Genomic DNA, 16,284 nt, shown 5'->3' with positions numbered 1-16,284 from the left:
ACGCGCCTGCCGCTTACTGCGGCTCGGGCACCGGTGCCTTGAACAGGGCCGCCACCTTGCGCCGCGGCTTGATGTTGGCCGAGATGCCGCTGCGCGCTGGCGCGGTGCGGGCCGTGGCCTCCCAGCTGGCGGGTGCCTCGGCGGCGGCATTGCTGGGCTCGTAGGGCTTGTCGAAGAAGGGGTCGCGCGATGCGCTGGGGGCGCGATAGCCGCCGCCGCGCGGGCTGCGGTGCGGTGCCGACGAGCCTGCGGACGCACCGGTGGATGCACCGCGCCCCTCGCCCTCGCTCCAGGCGCGGCGGCCGTCGTTGAAGCGGCCGCGGGGGCGGTCGCCCTCCAGCTCGATGGGCTCCAGCTCAATCTTCTTCTTGATCAGCTTCTCGATATCGGCCACCAGGCGCGTGTCGCTGCCGGCCACCAGCGTGACGGCCAGGCCGGAGGCGCCGGCGCGGCCGGTGCGGCCGATGCGGTGCACGTAGTCCTCGGCGTTGAAGGGCACGTCGAAGTTGAAGACCGCCGGCACGTCCTTGATGTCCAGCCCGCGGGCGGCCACGTCGGTGCAGACCAGCAGATCGACCTCGCCGCTCTTGAAGGCCTCCAGCGCCTTCAGGCGCTCGTCCTGGCTCTTGTCGCCGTGCAGCGCCGTGGCCTTCAGGCCCTCGCGCTCCAGCGTGCGCGCCAGCCGGGCGCAGCCCAGCTTGCTGTTGACGAAGATGAAGGCCTGGCGCAGCTCGCGGTCCTTCAAGATCTTGCGGATGGCGCGGCGCTTGTCGTCACCGTCGGCGCTGAAGAACCGCTGCTCGACGGTGGAGGCGGTCTCGTTGGGGCGGGCGACCTCGATGACCACCGGGTCCTGCAGGTAGCTGCCGGCCAGGCGCTTGATCTCTGGCGAGAAGGTGGCCGAGAACAGCAGCGTGGTGCGCTGCTTGGGCAGGTAGCTCAGGATGCGCTGCAGATCGGGCAGGAAGCCGATGTCCAGCATGCGGTCGGCCTCGTCCAGCACCACGTACTCGACCTGGTTCAGAACGGCGTTCTTGGCCTCGATGTGGTCCAGCAGGCGCCCGGGCGTGGCCACCAGCACCTCGACGCCCTTCTTCAGCTCCAGCGTCTGCGGCTTCATGTCCATGCCGCCGAAAACCACGGCGCTGCGCAGTTTCGTGTACTTGGCGTACAGCGCCACCTGCTGGGCCACCTGGTCGGCCAGCTCGCGCGTGGGTAGCAGCACCAGCGCGCGCACCGGATGGCGCGCGGGCGAAGCCGAGGCGTTTTCGTGCTTGAGCAGGCGCTGCAGCAGCGGCAGCGAGAAGGCGGCCGTCTTGCCGGTACCGGTCTGGGCGGCGCCCATCACGTCCTTGCCGGTCAGCACGACGGGAATGGCCTGTGCCTGGATGGGCGTCATGTTCTCGTAGCCCATTTCGGCTACGGCGCGCTTCAGGGGTTCGGCCAGCGCGAGGGTGGAATAAGCTTGTGTCATCAACCCGCTATTGTCGCACTGCAGCAAAAAACAGTCAGCGTCAAAGGCTGGATGTGTTAAAGGTGTCGCAAGATTGCACGCTGCCGGTCTTGTAGCCCTGGGTGAACCAGCGCACCCGCTGGGCGCTTGAGCCGTGCGTGAAGGCGTCCGGGCGCACGGTGCCGGTCTGCTTGCGCTGCAGGGTGTCGTCGCCGATCTGCTGGGCGGCGTTCACGGCCGATTCGATGTCGCCCGCTTCCAGCCAGTTGCGTGCCTGCTGCGAGTGGTGCGCCCAGATGCCGGCGTAGCAGTCGGCCTGCAGCTCCAGCCGCACGGACAGCGCGTTCTGCTCACGCTGGCTGATGCGCCCGCGCATGCCGTCCACTCGGCCGGTGGTGCCCAGCAGCGTCTGCACGTGGTGGCCGACCTCATGTGCCACCACGTAAGCCTGGGCGAACTCGCCCGGCGCACCCAGCTGACGGTGCATGGTGTCAAAAAAGTCCATATCCAGATAGACCTTGCGGTCGCCAGGACAGTAGAACGGCCCCATGGCGCTTTGTCCGGTGCCGCAGGCCGTAGGCGTGGCACCGCGAAACAGCACCAGCCGCGGCACCTGGTACTGCGCCCCGCCCTGGCTGAAGACCTGCGCCCAGACATCCTCGGTAGAGGCCAGCACGGTGGAGACGAAGGCCGCCTGCCGGTCGCCCTCGGGCGGGCGCTGGGCCGGACCTTGCTGCTGCACCTGCGGCGACCCACCACCCGACAGCATGCCGATGGTGGTAAGCGGGTTGATGCCGAATACGCCCCAGCCGATGAGCGCCACCACCACCGTCCCGATGCCGATGCTGCGCCCGCCGATGAAGCCGCCGCCACCGCCGCTGCGGCGGTCCTCGACGTTGTCGGACTCGCGATTGCCTTCCCATCTCATGGTGCTGCTCTTGTGTCTGGCGCGCGGAGCGCGGGGCTGTGGATGTTACGCCCGCCGGGCGTTCAGTTGCCGGCAACCAGCACCGGCTGGGCGCCAGTCGCTGCGGTCTGCTGCACGGGCGGCTGCAGCGTCACGGTGACGTAGTTGGCAGCCTGCGCCTGGGCGGTGCGGGCATGGCGTTCCAGCACCACGTCCAGGGTCAGCAGCTGCAGGGCGATCAGCGCCACGCCGGACACCACGATCCAGCGCGAAGGACCGGAGGCAGGGGTTTGCAGGGCGGAATCGTTGTTGTTCATGAGGGCTCCAGCGTGAGGTGCAAAAACTGGAGCCGATACTAGGCAACGCACCGGCGGCCGCCCCGCCCCGCCGGCCCGAAGCCGCGTAGGACGGCTGCGGATGGCGCTGCAAGCGGGGGCTGGAGCGGGCGTCAGGCCTTGGGCAGCGTCACGCCGTGCTGGCCCTGGTATTTGCCGTTGCGGTCGCGGTAGCTGACCTCGCACTCCTCGTCGCCCTGGAAGAACAGCACCTGGGCGCAGCCCTCGCCGGCGTAGATCTTGGCGGGCAGCGGCGTGGTGTTGCTGAATTCCAGCGTCACGTAGCCTTCCCACTCGGGCTCGAAGGGCGTCACGTTGACGATGATGCCGCAGCGCGCGTAGGTGCTCTTGCCCAGGCAGACGGTGAGCACGTCTCGCGGGATGCGGAAATACTCCACCGTGCGCGCCAGCGCGAAGCTGTTGGGCGGGATGATGCAGTAGTCGCCCTCGAAGTCGACAAAGCTCTTTTCATCGAAATTCTTCGGGTCCACCACGGTGCTGTGGATGTTGGTGAAGACCTTGAATTCGCGGGCGCAGCGGATGTCGTAGCCGTAGCTGCTGGTGCCGTAGCTGATGATCTTGCGGCCGTCCTGCTCGCGGATCTGACCGGGCTGGAACGGCTCGATCATGCCGTGCTGCTCGGCCATGCGGCGGATCCACTTGTCGCTCTTGATGCTCATGGGGGGTTCTCTCCTGGCGCGCGATTTTACGCATCCTTTTTGCTACTTAAATAATAGCTACTAGCGGTTGTTGCATATGGGTTTTAGGCCTTTTTTATGCAATAACCGTGCGCTCCACCAGCCGATCGTCGCCCAGCACAATCAGCGCGAACAGCAGCTCCGCCAGGCTGCTCGCAGCCTGGGTGCGACGCGCCAGCAGCGGCGTGGCGGCGGGGTTGAGCACGACGAAGTCCGCCTCGCAGCCCGGCTGCAGGTTGCCGACCACGCCCTCCAGCCCCAGCGCCCGGGCGGCGCCCGCCGTGTGCTGCCACCACAGCTGCTCGGGCGACAGCGACACGCCTGCCTTGGTCTGCCCCTCGCGCCCCACGTAATAGGCGGCCAGCATGGTGCGGAACGGGCTGAAGGACGTGCCCCCGCCCACGTCGCTGGCCAGGCCGTAGGCCATGCCCGCGCGGTCGGCCGCGGCGTAGTCGAAGAAGCCGCTGCCCAGAAACAGGTTGCTGGTCGGGCTGACGGCGGCGGCGGCGCCGGTCTCGCGCATCAGCGCGCGGTCGGCGTCGTCCAGGTGGATGCAGTGGGCGTAGATGGCCCGCTCGCGCAGCAGGCCGCAGTCGCCATACACGCCCAGGTAGCTGCGCGCGGCCGGGAACAGTTCGCGCGCCCAGCGGATCTCGTCCACGTTTTCGGCCACGTGCGACTGGATCCACACACCAGGGTGGCGCGCGGCGATCTCGCCGGCGCCGGCCAGCTGGGCGGGCGTGCTGGTGGGGGCAAAGCGCGGCGTGATGGCGTAGCCCAGCCGGTCCACGCCGTGCCAGCGGTGGATCAGCGCCTCGGTGTCGATCAGCGACTGCTCGGTCTGGTCGCGCACGCCGTCGGGCGAATGGCGGTCCTGCAGCACCTTGCCGCCGATCAGCCGCAGGCGGCGCGCGCGGGCCTCGGCCATCAGCGCATCGACCGAGCCGGGGTGCGAGGTGGCAAACGCCAGCGCCGTGGTCACGCCGTTGCGCGCCAGCTCGTCCAGGAAGAAGCGCGCCACGCCGGCGGCGTACGCGGGGTCGGCAAAGCGCGACTCGTGCGGGAAGGTGTAGGTCTCCAGCCAGGGCAGCAGACCGTCGGCGGGCGAGCCGATGACGTCCGTCTGCGGGTAGTGGATGTGCAGGTCGACGAAACCCGGCGCGATCAGGCGGCCGGGCCAGTGCGTCACCGGCTGGCCGGCGTGGCGCGCGGCCAGCGCCTGCCACGGGCCGGCGGCCACCACGCGCTGCACGCCGCGCTCATCAGGGGCGGTGGCCAGCAGGCCGTCTTCGTCGTACAGGGCCGAGCCATCGTCGGCAAAGCGCAGCAGCGCGGATCGGTACAGGTGCATGGCCGCCACTGTAGGCGTGCGCGGTGCGCCGCGCCATGCGGCGCGGGCCATGGCGGCTATATGTTTTCGGTCAGGGGGCCACCGGGGCGCCGGCCTCGAACCAGCGCTTGAACACGGCGCGCTCATCGTCCGTCAGCGCGCCGGAGTTGCCGAACGGCATCTTCTTGAGCTGCACCACCTGCTGGTAGATCTGCTGCGCGTGGTCCTTGATGCCCTGGGGCGAGTCCAGCCGCACATTCTTCTGCGCGATGGCGGCGCCGTGGCACAGCACGCATTGCTGGCTGATCAGCGCGTTCACCGCGGCAAAGCCGGCATCGCCCTGGGCCGGCGCACCCGCGGCGGCCGGCGCGGCGCTGGCCGCCGGGGCCGGCGCAGGCTTGAGCCAGGCCACCACGCCCAGCAGCACCAGCACGCCCACGGCGGCGTAGGGCCAGGGGTGGGCGTTGCGGCCCAGCTTGAAGCCGTGGCGCATGACGAAGAACTGGCGGATGGCGGCGCCGGCGAACATCATCAGGATCAGCACCAGCCAGTTCAGGTCATGGTTGTAGAGCCAGCCGTAGTGGTTGGACAGCATGGCGAACAGCACGGGCAGCGTGAAGTAGGTGTTATGCACGCTGCGCTGCTTGCCGCGCTTGCCGTGGATGGGGTCCACCGGCTGGCCGGCCTTGAGGGCCGCGACCACCTTGCGCTGGCCGGGGATGATCCAGAAGAACACGTTGGCGCTCATCGACGTGGCCAGCATGGCGCCCATCAGCAAAAAGGCCGCCTGGCCAGGGAAGATGTGGCAGGCCAGGTACGCGGCGATGCACACCAGCACCAGGACTAGCGCGCCGACGATGGCGTCGCCATTGGCCCGCTGGCCGAACACCCGGCAAATAGCGTCGTACAGCAGCCAGAACACCGCCAGGAAGGCCAGCGCCGCCACCACCGCCATGGCTGGCGACATGAGCGGGTTGGCCGGGTTGACCAGGTAGATGCCGGCGTTCCACAGGTAGGAGACGGACAGCAGCGCAAAGCCCGACAGCCAGGTGGTGTAGCTCTCCCAGAAGAACCAGTGCAGGTGGCCGGGCAGCTTAGGGGGTGCGACGTTGAATTTGACGGGGTGATAGAAGCCCCCGCCGTGCACGGCCCACAGCTCGCCGTTCACGCCCTGGCGCTTGAGGTCTTCATCGACCGGAGGCGTGAGGCTGCTGTCCAGGAAGACGAAGTAGAACGACGAACCCACCCAGGCGATGGCGGTGATGACGTGCAGCCAGCGCAGCAGCAGGTTGGCCCAGTCCAGAAGATAGCTTTCCATGAGGTCCCGATCTCGCCGGCGCGCGGGCCGGCAGCATGCTGCTCACCACTGCGGGCGCTCTGAGCAGTCAGGAATGGAGGCGGCCGCGCACCCTCAAGCAAGCTGCCAGGCACCGCTGCGACCAAATTTTTGTAGACACGAAGTGTATGCAATTTTTGGCGCCCAAGGGCTCGGGATTCACCCTGGGTCGCCTGCCGGCCCGCCCAGGCGCTGCAGCAGCTGCGCGGCCACGGCTACGGCGATCACCTCGGGCTCCTTGCCGTTGATGCCGGGCACGCCGATGGGGCAGGTGACGTGGGCCAGCTCCTCCTGGCTGAAGCCGCGCGCCTCCAGCCGGTGGCGGAAGGTGGCCCACTTGGTGCGGCTGCCGATGAGGCCGACGAAGGGCAGGTCGCGCTGGTGGCGATGGCGCGCCAGGCAGGCGGCGACGATGTCCAGATCCTCGGCGTGGCTGAAGCTCATGATGAGCACGAAGGACTGCGCGGCCAGCGTGGGCACGGCGGCGTGCACCGGCTCGGAGTGCTCGCACAGCGCGCCGGGCGCAGCCTGGCGGTCGAACACGCCATCGCGGCTGTCGATCCAGTGCAGCGCAAACGGCAGCGGCGCCAGGGTGCGCGCCAGCGCATGGCCCACGTGGCCGCCGCCGAACAGCGCCACCGGGTGCAGCGGCGGCGCCAGGCGCTGGCGCAGCGCGGGGGCGTCCTGCGCCGTGACGCATTCCAGCTGCAGGTGCACCACGCCGCCGCAGCACTGACCCAGGCTGGGGCCCAGGGCCTGGCGCAGCATGACCGGCGCAGGCGCACGGCCGGCCAGGTGCTCGTCCAGCAGCAGCCGGGCCTGCTGCAGCGCGGCCAGCTCCAGGTGGCCGCCGCCGATGGTGCCGATCAGCGCCTGCGCCTGCCCTGCCGGCAGGGCCATCCAGGCGCCTCGCTCGCGCGGCACCGAGCCCTGGGTAGACTGCACCGTCACCAGGCAGGCGGGGCCGTCCTGCAGGCATTGCAGCAGTTGCTGCAGCGATGCCTGCAGCGCGGTCGTCGTCATCCTTGTGCCTCCATCCTGGCGCGCCCTGCGGCCGCCGTCATCCTTTTTATCTGCAGCACAGCATAGCGATGCCCCTACCCGAACTGCCCACCGCACGCTGGCGCCGCTGGCTGCCGGCCAGCGTGGCCGCCGCCGCGGCGGCGCTGCTCGCCTCCTGCCGCTCGGGCCCGCCGGCAGCGCCTCCGGCGGCCGATGCCGGGGCCGGCAAGCCCGCCGTCATCGGCCCGGTGCCGGCCGCGCAGGGGTCGGCGCGACTCTCGGCCGCCACCACGCCGCTGGCCTACCGCCGCGACGCAGCGACGCACCTGTACGGGTTGAACGCCGCACGCATCCACCAGGGCCGGCTGCCACCGCTGCTGTATGCCATTGGCGTGCTGCAGGTGGACATCGACGGCGCCGGCCGCGTGACGGCCGTGCGCTGGATGCGCGCGCCGCGCCATGCGCCCGAGGTGATGGCCGAGATCGAGCGCACCGTGCGCGCGGCGGCGCCCTACCCGGCGCCGGCGCGCATGGGCAAGGTGACCTGGACGGACACGTGGCTGTGGGAGAAATCCGGGCGCTTCCAGCTGGACACGCTGACCGAAGGGCAGGATTAGAAGCAAACCCCCTGAGGTGCTGCGCGCCCTCCCCCTTCTCTCGCGAAGCTGGGCTTTGCGGGAAGTGGGGCACCGCCGGTGCTGCGGGGCGCCCCTTGCAAGGCGGTTGCTGGTGTGAGGCGCGCCAGTTTCGAAGGGCACGCCCTGCACGCAGCAGTTGGTCAGGAGCCGCGGTAGGTGGAGTAGCTCCAGGGGCTGACCAGCAGGGGCACGTGGTAGTGCTGGTCGGCGTGGGCGATGCCGAAGTCCAGGCTGACGCGGTTCAGGAAGGCAGGTTCGGGCAGCTGCACACCGCGGGCCTTGAAGTAGGCATCGACGTCGAAGGTCAGCCGGTAGGTGCCGGGGCGCAGGCTGGCGTTGTCGAACAGCGGCGCGTCGGTGCGGCCGTCGTGGTTCAGCGTCAGGCGCTTGATCAGCGTGGCCTGCTCGCCATCGGTGGCGTACAGGGCGACGGCCATGCCCGCCGCGGGGCAGCCGTGCATGGTGTCCAGGACGTGGGTGCTCAGGCCCATGGTCGTCTCCTCTTGAGGGCAAAAAGTCAGCAGGATGTTCAGGGCAAGTGTATACAGTTTTTGTATTCTCTTGCCAGGCTGGATGGCCGCGTTTACGCTCCCGGGTCATCACAACAACCCAGGAGACCTCCCATGAACTTGCGCACCACCTTGCTTGCGGGCAGCCTGGCCCTGGCGCTGGCCGGCCTCAGCGCCTGCGGCAGCACGCAGCCGCCCGCGGCCGCCGCAGCGCCGCAGGCCGCCGTCGTCGCACAGCCGGCCCAGCCCAGCGCCGCGCAGGCCGCCGCTGCCGCCTACGACTTCGACATGGACGTGTTCCACCCCGTGGTGGCCAAGAACGGCATGGTCGCCAGCGAGCAGGAACTGGCTTCGCGCATCGGCCTGGACATCCTGAAGGCCGGCGGCAACGCGGTGGACGCGGCCGTGGCCATGGGCTTTGCGCTGGCCGTGGCGCTGCCCAACGCCGGCAACATCGGCGGCGGCGGCTTCATGATGGTGCACGATGCGCGCACCGGGCGAGAGGTGGCACTGGACTTCCGCGAAGTCGCCCCATCCAGGGCCACGCGCGACATGTACCTGGACGCCAAGGGCAACGTGATCGACGGCAAGTCGCTCTACACGCACTACGCCGTGGGTGTGCCGGGCACGGTGGCCGGCATGGAGCATGCGCTGAAGAAGTGGGGCACCCTGCCGCTGTCGCGGGTCATCGCGCCGGCCGTGGCGCTGGCCGACAAGGGCTACCCGGTCAGCGAAACGCTGGCCAAGATCCTGCAGCAGGAAAAGAAGAACATGGGCAAGTGGCCCGCCACCACGGCCATCTTCTGGAAAAACGGTGAGCCGCTGCAGCGCGGCGACCTGCTGGTGCAAAAGGACCTGGCGCAGTCGCTGCGCCTGATCGGCCAGCAGGGCGCCAAGGCCTTCTATGAAGGCGCCATCGCGCAAAAAATAGCCGCCGAGATGTCGCCGCACGCCGGCGCCATCACGCTGCAGGACCTGAAGAGCTACAAGGTGGTGGAGCGCGAGCCGGTGCGCGGCAGCTACCGCGGCTATCAGATCGTCAGCATGCCGCCGCCATCCTCGGGCGGCGCGCACCTGATCCAGATGCTGAACATGATGGAGCGCTGGCCCATGAAGGAATGGGGCGTAAACAGCGCCCGCAGCATGCACCACATGGCCGAGAGCATGAAGCTGGCCTACGCCGACCGCTCCGAGTACCTGGGTGATGCGGACTTCGTGAAGGTGCCGCTCAAGGGCCTGACCTCCAAGCGCTACGCCGAGCAGCTGGCCGCCACCATCTCGCCCACGCAGGCGCGCGACGCCAAGGCCATCAAGCCTGGCCAGCCGCAGCCCTACGAGAGCGACCAGACTACGCACTACTCGGTGGTCGACAAGGCCGGCAATGCCGTTGCCGTGACCTACACGCTGAACACCAACTTCGGCAGCGGCATCGTCGCCAAGGGCACGGGCATCCTGCTGAACAACGAGATGGACGACTTCTCGGCCAAGCCCGGCGTGGCCAACGCCTACGGGCTGGTGGGCGGCGACGCCAACGCCGTGGCCGCCGGCAAGCGCCCGCTGTCGTCGATGATGCCCACCATGGTGCTGCAGGGCGGCAAGCCGGTGCTGGTCACCGGCAGCCCCGGCGGCGCGCGCATCATCACCACGGTGCTGCAGACGGTGGTCAACACCATCGACTACGGCATGAACCCCGCCGAGGCCGCCGCCACGCCGCGCTTCCACCACCAGTGGACGCCCGACGAGCTGCGCATCGAAAAGGGCTTCTCCAACGACACCCTCGCCCTGCTGCGCCAGTGGGGGCACAAGGTGGCCCTGAAGGCATCCATGGGCCGCACGCAGACCATCCAGCTACGCGACGGCATGCTGTACGGCGCGTCCGACCCGCGCAACCCGGACGGGCAGACGCTGGGCTACTGAGCGCCTGCCATACGCCACAACGAAAGCCGCGCCCGGCCAGCGCGGCTTTTGTTTTTGCTACCTTCCTTTATTGCGCCAGGCTCGCGCAATCGATCACGAAGCGGTACTTCACGTCGCCGGTGAGCATGCGCTCGTAGGCGTCGTTGATCTGCCCGGCGCGGATCATCTCGATGTCGGCGACGATGCCGCGCTCGGCGCAAAAGTCCAGCATCTCCTGCGTCTCGGCAATGCCGCCGATCAGCGAGCCGGCCAGGCTGCGGCGCTTCATGATCAGGTTGAACACGTTGGAGGGCGGATGCGGCGTGGCCGGCGCGCCCACCAGCGCCATGGTGCCGTCGCGCCGGAGCAGGGCCAGAAAGGCGTCCAGGTCGTGCGGCGCCGCCACGGTGTTCAGGATGAAGTCCAGGCTCTTGGCATGCGCCTTCATCTCCCCGCGGTCGCGCGAGACCACGACCTCGTGCGCGCCCAGCGCCTTGGCCGCCTCGCGCTTGGAGGGCGAGGTGGTGAACGCCACCACGTGCGCGCCCATGGCGCGGGCCAGCTTGATGCCCATGTGCCCCAGCCCGCCGATGCCCACCACGCCCACCTTGTGGCCCGGCCCCACCTTCCAGTGGCGCAGCGGGGAGTAGGTGGTGATGCCCGCGCACAGCAGCGGCGCCACGGCAGCCAGCTGCGCCTCGGGGTGGCGCACGCGCAGCACGTAGCGCTCATCCACCACGATCTGCTGCGAATAGCCGCCCAGCGTGTGCCCGGGCGCGTCCGGCGTGGGGCCGTTGTAAGTGCCGACCATCTGGTCGCAGTAGTTCTCCAGCCCGTCCTCGCACTCGGCGCAGTGCCGGCAGCTGTCGACGATGCAGCCCACGCCGACCAGGTCGCCCGGCGCGAAGCCCGAGACGTGCGGGCCCACGGCGGTGACGCGGCCGACGATCTCGTGCCCGGGCACGCAGGGGTAGAGCGTGCCGGCCCATTCGGCGCGCACCTGGTGCAGGTCGGAGTGGCACACGCCGCAGTAGGCGATGGCGATCTGCACGTCGTGCGCGCCCGGGGCGCGGCGGGTGATGCGCAGCGGCGCAAGGGCCTGGTCGGCGGCCTGGGCGCCGTAGGCGTGGATGGTGTCGGTGGCGGTCGTCATGGCGAGGCTCCTTGGTTGCAGACCGGTCGCCGTAGCGGACACAGGCCCGGGGTTTCAAGCATTTTTCGCCCCCAGCGCTTGCTGGTCAAGCGCCAGCAGCTACAAAATCAGGAGTGCGCGGAAGTCGTTCACGTTGGTGTGCGTGGGCCCGGTGATCACCAGGTCCGAGAGCGCATCGAAGAAGCCGTAGGCGTCGTTGCGGTCCAGATGCCCGGGCAGCGACAGGCCCTGCGTGGCGGCGCGCGCCAGCGTGTCGGGGGTCACGCGGGCGCCGGCGTTGTCCTCCATGCCGTCGATGCCGTCGGTGTCCGCCGCCAGCGCCCAGACGCCCGGCTGGCCCTGCAGCGCCTGGGCCAGGCCCAGGCAGAACTCGCCCGCGCGCCCGCCGCGCCCGCGCGGCGTGCCCGGGGGCTGCGCGCGCACGGTGACCGTGGTCTCGCCGCCCGACAGGAGGACGCACGGCCGGGTGAAGGGCGCATCGTGCCGCGCCACGGCGCGCGCCAGCGCCGCGTGCACCTTGCCCACCTCGCGCGACTCGCCCTCCATCTCGTCGGACAGCACGTGCGCGGCAATGCCCGCAGCGCGCGCCGCCTCGGCCGCCGCCGCCAGCGACTGTGCGGGCGTGGCGATCAGGCGCACCTCGCTGCGCGCCAGCCGCGCATCGCCGGGCTTCGGAGTTTCCAGTTCGCCGCGCTGCAGCGCCTGGCGCACGTCGGCAGGGATGTCGATGCGGTAGCGCTCAAGAACAGCCAGCGCGTCGGCGCAGGTACTGGCGTCGGCCACGGTGGGGCCGCTGGCGATCACCGACGGGTCGTCGCCCGGCACGTCGCTGATGGCCAGGGTCAGTACCCGAGCCGGGGCGCAGGCGGCCGCCAGGCGCCCGCCCTTGATGCGCGACAGGTGCTTGCGCACACAGTTCATCTCGCCGATGGCCGCGCCGCTTTGCAGCAGCTCGCGGTTGATGCGCTGCTTGTCGGCCAGCTCCAGCCCGTCGGCCGGCAGCGTCAGCAGGGCCGAGCCGCCGCCGGAGATCAGGCACAGCACCAGGTCGTCCGCGGTCAGGCCCTGCGCCAGGGCCAGAATGCGCTCAGCCGCGGCCAGGCCGGCGGCGTCGGGCACGGGGTGGGCGGCCTCGACCACCTCGATGCGCTGCGCCAGACCGGCCGGGCGCGGCGGCACGTGGCCGTAGCGTGTGACGACCAGCCCGGACAGCGGCGCGTCGGCCGGCCACAGCGCCTCCAGCGCCTGCGCCATGGCCCCGCCGGCCTTGCCCGCGCCCAGCACCAGCGTGCGCCCCTTGGGTGGCGCCGGCAGGTGCGCGCCCAGGGTGTGCAGCGGCTGGGCGCGCTGCACGGCGGCGTCAAACAGGTCGCGCAGGAACGGCTGCGGCTGGGTGTGCGGGTCGTGGATCTGGGGACGGGTCATGCGCCGCATTATGAAAGCCGACATAGCCCGGGTCGGTCAACCGGTTCACCAAAACTGTATACAAAAATTGTTTTACGGCGCTATGATGACCGCATGGACACCTCCACCACCAGCCACATCGTCGAGAGCCTGACCCGGGCCATCGTCGAGCACCGCCTGCTGCCCGGCACCAAGCTGGCCGAGCAGAAGCTGGCGGACCATTTCGGCGTCTCGCGCACCCTGGTGCGCCAGGCACTGTTCCAGCTGTCGCAAAACCGCCTGATCCGCCTGGAGCCGGCACGCGGCGCCTTCGTGGCCACGCCTTCGGTGGACGAGGCGCAGCAGGTCTTCGCCGTGCGCCGCATGCTCGAGGGCGCCATGGTGCGCGCCTTCGTGGCGCAGAGCACGGCCGCGCAGATCCGCGCCTTGAAGGCCCACGTGGCGGCCGAGAAGAAGGCCATGGACGGCGGCGACGTCGGCCAGCGCACCGAGCTGCTGGGCGACTTCCACGTGCGCATGGCCGAGCTGATGGGCAACGCCGTGCTGGCCCAGCTGCTGGGCGAGCTGATCTCGCGCTGCGCCCTGATCACGCTGATGTACCAGTCCACCAGCGCCGCCGAGCATTCGCACGAGGAGCACGCCCGCATCGTCGAGGCGCTGGCCCGGCGCGACGAGGAAGCCGCCGTGCTGCTGATGCAGGAGCACCTGGACAACGTGCAGGCCGGGCTGGTGTTCGACCGCGAGCTGCCCACCAGCGACCTGTCCATGGCCCTGTCCTCCTGAAATCCCCCGATTCCCCGCAACGAGCAGCAGCACGATGTACGACGCCCGCGCCCCCTACCCCCGCGACCTGGTCGGCTACGGCCGCCACACGCCCCACCCGCGCTGGCCGGGCAAGGCCCGCATCGCCGTGCAGTTCGTGCTGAACTACGAGGAAGGCGGCGAGAACAGCGTGCTGCACGGCGACGCGGCGAGCGAACAGTTCCTGTCCGAGATGTTCAACCCCGCGGCCTACCCGGCGCGGCACATGAGCATGGAGGGCATCTACGAATACGGCTCGCGCGCCGGCGTGTGGCGCCTGCTGCGCGAGTTCGAGCGACGCGGCCTGCCGCTCACGGTCTTCGGCGTGGCCACGGCCCTCAAGCGCCACCGCGAGGTGGCCCAGGCCTTCGACGAGCTGGGCCACGAGGTCGCCTGCCACGGGCTGAAGTGGATTCACTACCAGGACGCGCCCGAAGAACTGGAGCGCGCCCACATGCATGAGTGCCTGGCCATCTTCGACGCGCTGTACGGCCAGGGGGGCGACCACGCCCTGGGCTGGTACACCGGCCGCGACAGCCCCAACACCCACCGCCTGGTGGCCGACGCGGGGCGTTTCGTCTATGACAGCGACTACTACGGCGACGACCTGCCCTTTTGGATGCAGGTCGGCAAGAGCGACGGCAGCGCGCACCGCCAGCTCATCGTGCCCTACACGCTGGACGTGAACGACATGCGCTTTGCATTGCCCCAGGGGTTTTCGCACGCCGATCCGTTCTTCCAGTATCTGCGCGACAGCTTCGACGTGCTGTACGCCGAGGGCAACCCGGCCGACGAAGACCGCCCGAAGATGATGAGCGTCGGCATGCACTGCCGGCTGCTGGGCCGGCCCGGGCGCATCGCCGCGCTGCAGCGCTTTCTGGACCACATCCAGCGGCACGAGCACGTCTGGGTGTGCCGCCGGATCGACTTGGCGCGCCACTGGGCCACACAGCACCCGGCACCGGCGATTTGAATAAAAAAGGCCTCCAGCGCTTATGCAGCAAGCGCTGGCAGCTCACATTTTCATAGTAGGAGACACCGTGGCCCTGACCCTGGAACAACTGAACGCCGCGTCGCTACCCGACGCCGTGGCCCTGCTGGACGGCGTGTACGAGCATTCGCCCTGGATCGCCGAAGCCGCGCTGGCGCAGCGGCCCTTCAGGTCGTTGGCCCACCTCAAGCACGCCATGGTGCGGGTGCTGGCCCAGGCGGGCGTGGACAAACAGCTGGCGCTGATCCGCGCGCACCCGGAGCTGGCCGGCAGGGCCGCGGTCAGCCAGCAGCTGACGGCCGAATCCACCAACGAGCAGAGCCGCGCCGGGCTGACCGACTGCTCGCCCGAGGAGTTCGCCCGCATCCAGCAGCTGAACGCCGAGTACAACGCGCGCTTCGGCTTTCCTTTCATCCTGGCCGTGCGCGGCCCGCGCGGCCTGGGCCTGCCGCGCAGCGAGATCATCGACACCTTCGCCCGCCGCCTGGGCAACCCGCCCCAGTTCGAGCGCGAAGAGGCGCTACGCAACATCCACCGCATCGCAGAGATCCGGCTGAACGACAAGTTCGGCTACCAGCCTACCCTGGGCAACGACGTGTGGGACTGGCACGAGCGCCTGGCCCGCCACAGCGACCCGGGCTACGCCGAGCAGGGCCAGCTCACCGTCACCTACCTCACCGACGCGCACCGCGCCTGCGCCCAGCACATCAGCCACTGGATGCGCGAGAGCGGCTTCGACGAGGTCGAGATCGACGCCGTGGGCAACGTGGTCGGGCGCTACCGCCCCGCGGCAGGGGACGGCAAATATCTCATGACCGGCAGTCACTACGACACGGTGAGGAACGGCGGCAAGTACGACGGACGCCTGGGCATCTTCGTGCCCATGGCCGCCGTGCGCGAGCTGCACCGGCAAGGCCGGCGCCTGCCCTTCGGCATCGAGGTGGTGGCGTTCTCCGAGGAGGAAGGCCAGCGCTACAAGGCCACCTTCCTGGGCTCGGGAGCGCTGACCGGCCACTTCGACACCGCCTGGCTGGAGCAGCGCGATGCCGACGGCATCACCATGCGCCAGGCCATGCAGCACGCCGGCCTGTGCGTTCAGGATATCCCCAAGCTCAAGCGCGACCCGGCCCGCTACCTGGGCTTCGTGGAGGTGCACATCGAGCAGGGCCCGGTGCTGGCCGAGCTGGACCTGCCGCTGGGCGTGGTCACCAGCATCAACGGCTGCGCCCGCTACGTCTGCGAGATGACGGGCATGGCCAGCCACGCCGGCACCACGCCCATGGACCGCCGCCGCGATGCCGCCCTGGGTGTGGCCGAGCTGGCGCTGTACATGGAGCAGCGCGCCCTGCAGGACAGCGGCTGCGTGGCCACCATGGGCATGCTGGCCGTGCCCTCGGGCTCCATCAACGTGGTGCCCGGGCGCTGCGCCTTCAGCATGGACATGCGCGCACCCACCGACGCGCAGCGCGACGCCCTGGTGGCCGACGTGCTGGCGCGCCTGCGCGCCATCGCCCAGCGCCGCGGCCTGCAGTACACGGCCGAGCTGGCCATGCAGGCCTCGGCCGCGCCCAGCGACCCCGTCTGGCAGCGGCGCTGGGAGTCCGCCGTGCAGGCCGTGGGCGCACCCCTGTACCGCCTGCCCAGCGGCGCCGGCCACGACGCCATGAAGCTGCACGAACTGATGCCCCAGGCCATGCTGTTCGTGCGCGGGCTCCACAGCGGCATCAGCCACAACCCGCTGGAGTCCACCACCAGCGACGACATGCAGCTGGCCGTAGACGCCTTCAGCCACCTGCTGGGCCAGCTCGCCGCCGAGATGGCCTGATACCTC

At 69.9% G+C, this 16,284-nt stretch carries 15 protein-coding genes; 5 read left to right on the top strand and 10 right to left on the bottom strand.

Annotated features, from left to right (window positions below; translation table 11 throughout):
* Nucleotides 1-13: 13 nt before the first annotated feature.
* The 7 genes from RT282_RS06010 to xdhC all read right to left on the bottom strand — a co-directional run bounded on the left by RT282_RS06010 (nt 14) and on the right by xdhC (nt 7,082).
* Complete coding sequence (locus RT282_RS06010) at nt 14-1,474, bottom strand: DEAD/DEAH box helicase (RefSeq protein WP_313312465.1); 1,461 nt, start codon at nt 1,472-1,474, stop codon at nt 14-16.
* Between the two features lie 40 nt (nt 1,475-1,514).
* Nucleotides 1,515-2,381: a neutral zinc metallopeptidase gene (locus tag RT282_RS06005; RefSeq protein WP_313312460.1), complete on the bottom strand. Its 867-nt coding sequence runs from the start codon at nt 2,379-2,381 to the stop codon at nt 1,515-1,517.
* Between the two features lie 62 nt (nt 2,382-2,443).
* The gene (locus tag RT282_RS06000) at nt 2,444-2,677 is read right to left on the bottom strand and encodes a hypothetical protein (protein WP_313312457.1); all 234 of its coding nucleotides are present in this window, start codon (nt 2,675-2,677) and stop codon (nt 2,444-2,446) included.
* 131 nt (nt 2,678-2,808) lie between these two features.
* Complete coding sequence (gene dcd, locus RT282_RS05995) at nt 2,809-3,375, bottom strand: dCTP deaminase (protein ID WP_312304286.1); 567 nt, start codon at nt 3,373-3,375, stop codon at nt 2,809-2,811.
* Between the two features lie 94 nt (nt 3,376-3,469).
* On the bottom strand, nt 3,470-4,744 hold the full coding sequence (gene guaD, locus RT282_RS05990; RefSeq protein ID WP_313312649.1) for a guanine deaminase: 1,275 nt from the start codon (nt 4,742-4,744) through the stop codon (nt 3,470-3,472).
* Between the two features lie 70 nt (nt 4,745-4,814).
* Nucleotides 4,815-6,041 carry a urate hydroxylase PuuD gene (locus RT282_RS05985; RefSeq protein WP_313312450.1) on the bottom strand — a complete coding sequence of 409 codons (1,227 nt, stop codon included), beginning with the start codon at nt 6,039-6,041 and terminating at the stop codon, nt 4,815-4,817.
* A gap of 177 nt (nt 6,042-6,218) precedes the next feature.
* Nucleotides 6,219-7,082 carry a xanthine dehydrogenase accessory protein XdhC gene (xdhC, locus tag RT282_RS05980; protein WP_313312446.1) on the bottom strand — a complete coding sequence of 288 codons (864 nt, stop codon included), beginning with the start codon at nt 7,080-7,082 and terminating at the stop codon, nt 6,219-6,221.
* 68 nt (nt 7,083-7,150) lie between these two features.
* Between xdhC and RT282_RS05975 the strand changes: the two genes are divergently transcribed.
* Complete coding sequence (locus RT282_RS05975; protein ID WP_313312443.1) at nt 7,151-7,678, top strand: hypothetical protein; 528 nt, start codon at nt 7,151-7,153, stop codon at nt 7,676-7,678.
* A gap of 161 nt (nt 7,679-7,839) precedes the next feature.
* Here RT282_RS05975 and uraH read toward each other — a convergent pair whose 3' ends face one another.
* Entirely contained in the window at nt 7,840-8,190 is a 351-nt protein-coding gene (uraH, locus tag RT282_RS05970; RefSeq protein ID WP_312760677.1) for a hydroxyisourate hydrolase, read from the bottom strand.
* Between the two features lie 132 nt (nt 8,191-8,322).
* On the opposite strand from uraH, the gene ggt reads away from it, so the two are divergent.
* Nucleotides 8,323-10,125 (top strand): gamma-glutamyltransferase, encoded by a 1,803-nt coding sequence (gene ggt, locus RT282_RS05965; RefSeq protein WP_313312441.1) that lies wholly within the window; start codon nt 8,323-8,325, stop codon nt 10,123-10,125.
* Nucleotides 10,126-10,192: 67 nt separating this feature from the next.
* Here ggt and RT282_RS05960 read toward each other — a convergent pair whose 3' ends face one another.
* Nucleotides 10,193-11,257: an NAD(P)-dependent alcohol dehydrogenase gene (locus RT282_RS05960; protein WP_313312438.1), complete on the bottom strand. Its 1,065-nt coding sequence runs from the start codon at nt 11,255-11,257 to the stop codon at nt 10,193-10,195.
* Between the two features lie 99 nt (nt 11,258-11,356).
* The gene (locus RT282_RS05955) at nt 11,357-12,682 is read right to left on the bottom strand and encodes a glycerate kinase (protein WP_313312437.1); all 1,326 of its coding nucleotides are present in this window, start codon (nt 12,680-12,682) and stop codon (nt 11,357-11,359) included.
* A gap of 93 nt (nt 12,683-12,775) precedes the next feature.
* Between RT282_RS05955 and RT282_RS05950 the strand changes: the two genes are divergently transcribed.
* From RT282_RS05950 to uraD, 3 genes are all read left to right on the top strand, one after another.
* Entirely contained in the window at nt 12,776-13,444 is a 669-nt protein-coding gene (locus RT282_RS05950) for a GntR family transcriptional regulator (RefSeq protein ID WP_312306965.1), read from the top strand.
* 34 nt (nt 13,445-13,478) lie between these two features.
* On the top strand, nt 13,479-14,435 hold the full coding sequence (puuE, locus tag RT282_RS05945) for an allantoinase PuuE (RefSeq protein ID WP_313312432.1): 957 nt from the start codon (nt 13,479-13,481) through the stop codon (nt 14,433-14,435).
* A 67-nt stretch (nt 14,436-14,502) separates the two neighbouring features.
* Entirely contained in the window at nt 14,503-16,278 is a 1,776-nt protein-coding gene (gene uraD, locus RT282_RS05940; RefSeq protein WP_313312429.1) for a 2-oxo-4-hydroxy-4-carboxy-5-ureidoimidazoline decarboxylase, read from the top strand.
* The last annotated feature ends 6 nt before the right edge of the window (nt 16,279-16,284 follow it).

Origin of the sequence: Pulveribacter sp. (assembly GCF_032079985.1) — a bacterium.
Lineage (GTDB): Bacteria > Pseudomonadota > Gammaproteobacteria > Burkholderiales > Burkholderiaceae_C > Melaminivora.
The sequence above is the reverse complement of the archived record's forward strand: the minus strand, read 5'-3'. Positions and strand labels throughout refer to the sequence as shown.